The following is a 2304-nucleotide window of genomic DNA, read 5'->3' as shown; positions in this document are numbered from 1 at the left end:
CAACAGCAGGTTTGCACAATAACTGCATCAGTGTTCAAGAAAGATATATTTTCCATATGTTTGTTTCATCTAACGGATTATACTCTGTTCCAAATTACCGTGACTGAGCAAACCCGCAACCGTTACAGGCAATTGTATTTAACCACATCGTAAAATGAAGAACTTCAACACCGGTTATTATCTTAAAAAAATCTACTTTGAAAAGGCTTTTGAGTTAATAACAAAACAGATAAATGATGATTCTAATTCCAGCAAAACTTTGGAACTTCAAATTTACAGGAATAAGAAAGTATTAGATACCTTCGATCTCAATACCTACTACAAGAAATATATTAAAAAAGATATATTTTATAATTGTCAGCAAGACTTTTATAATATCGAATATTTGATTCCCAAGGGAATTGTTGGCGTACGATCTTTTAATTTTTTGAGCTTTGAGTCATTAATATTATATTATGCATTGGGGTTTTACTTTTTCGATTTGATTTCTGTTAGTTTTAAAACCATTGAAGACAAAAAGAAAAAACGGGATAATATATTCACTTTCTACGGTTGCAACATAAATTACGACATACCCAAAAATTCGGATTTGAACTATTTTAACGATTATGTTGAATTTAACAATAGCGTTAGCGAGAAGATCGAAAAAGTAATAAAGCAAAAGAAGAAGGCAGTCATTATTAAATTAGATATTCAGGATTATTTCAAAACAATCGATTTTGAAATTCTTCTCAATGTAATTTCAAAATATTCAACTAATACCCAAATTAAGAAGCTAAAATTCGATGAGAATACTAAAGACGAAATTAAACACATATTTAATTTTGTGAACAAAGGTAGAATCGGACTTCCTCTTTTTGCACAAAATATTATCTCTAATTTTCTTAGCTATGTATATCTCTACGAACTTGATAATTTCATTCAGGAGTTAGCATTTTTAAAAAATAAAGATTTTATATACAGTAGATATGTTGATGATTTCTATATAATATATAAAGAAAACAAGGGTGTTTCTAACGAACAAATCGGTGAAAACACCTTTATGTTATCAAGCCAAATATCGCAGTTCTTAGCTGAGAAACTCTACTTAAAAATCAACAATTTAAAAACTCAGAATTTAATTGTAAGCAATGAAGCTGAATTACAAGACTTCATAAAAAAAGAAAAAGTTATCAGTATCCCTCAATCATTAAAAAAGGGTGAGAAGCCTAACGAAACACTTAATGAAATCATAACTATAATCGAAAGTCTTAAGAAAACATACAAACAAAAGGGAAAGGCTTTCTTAACTACAGAAGATAATAATAAATTGAATGAGATATTCAAGCGGAATTTAAAATTATACCTAAATTCCAATGATGCTAAGACTAAAGTTGAAAAAGCTTTCAAGGATTGGATACATCTGATAACGTTAGTAAATCCTCAGGCTTTATTTTTTCTTTTAAAAGACACAACCAAGAATAAAGAGGTTTTTACGTTCTTAACACAGAACATTACTAAATACAATACACCGCAATTTTATTATTTATTTGAAAAGTATACTTTACACAATAAGCTTACCCAACAAGAAAAAAATAAGTTCAAAAAAATTGATGCTAATAATGACTATTACAAACTCATTAAAGCATCTTTAATTTCAACATATAGAGTTTCTCCAGACAAATTAGATTTTCCAATACACGCTAATGTTTTGAAAAAAAACGAAGTTCTCACTCAGCAGATAAAGCTACTAAATATGGCTGAAATAGATTGCAAGTATAATTTAGCTTTCAACCATCTGCTTAACATTTATCATTATTTTTGTTCGATTACAGACATTAGGTTTGCTGGTGATTTAAAAAATTATAACCAGAACAACGTCACCGATTTTTTGGATAATCTTGGGTTTTCAAATGAAGACATTAACTTTTCGCTGATTTTTTTTGATATGAGAAATAAAAATAATATTTCACATCCAGGAGAAAAGTTAATGGAAAATTGGACCGTCAGTCAAAATCAATATTGGGAATTCAAACAAAAACTAATCTCACTAATAGAAAGAATTGACAACTGCCTGTAACCCTTGCTAAGCGCCATTGCTTGATTTTGTTGGTATTGCGCTGGTTTTTCACGAGAAAATTTTATCTTAGCGGAGCTTACGCGCCTCGCTTTTCCGCAACGCGCGCCTAGCAAGAAACCGTTAGCAGCAAGCTTAAAAAAACTGCATAAATGAACAACTATCAAATATTAAAATCAATTTCAAACGAAAAAATTCATCTGAGTTTATTTCAAAGTATAGAGCATTACAGAGTTTCGATTTTATTA

Annotated in this window: 1 protein-coding gene; it reads left to right on the top strand. The window is 29.5% G+C overall.

The window, feature by feature from the left end; all coding sequences use genetic code 11:
* The first annotated feature begins 154 nt into the window (after positions 1-154).
* Positions 155-2059 carry a reverse transcriptase domain-containing protein gene (locus tag KIH23_RS13550; RefSeq protein WP_213214043.1) on the top strand — a complete coding sequence of 635 codons (1905 nt, stop codon included), beginning with the start codon at positions 155-157 and terminating at the stop codon, positions 2057-2059.
* Positions 2060-2304: the final 245 nt, after the last annotated feature.

The organism is Flavobacterium sp. CYK-55 (genome assembly GCF_018413465.1).
GTDB lineage: Bacteria > Bacteroidota > Bacteroidia > Flavobacteriales > Flavobacteriaceae > Flavobacterium.
This window is presented reverse-complemented; position numbering and strand designations above follow the sequence as displayed.

Excerpts from the sequence above, each read along its gene's own strand:
- KIH23_RS13550 (WP_213214043.1), top strand. The coding sequence starts at position 155 with ATGAAGAACTTCAACACCGGTTATTATCTTAAAAAAATCTACTTTGAA.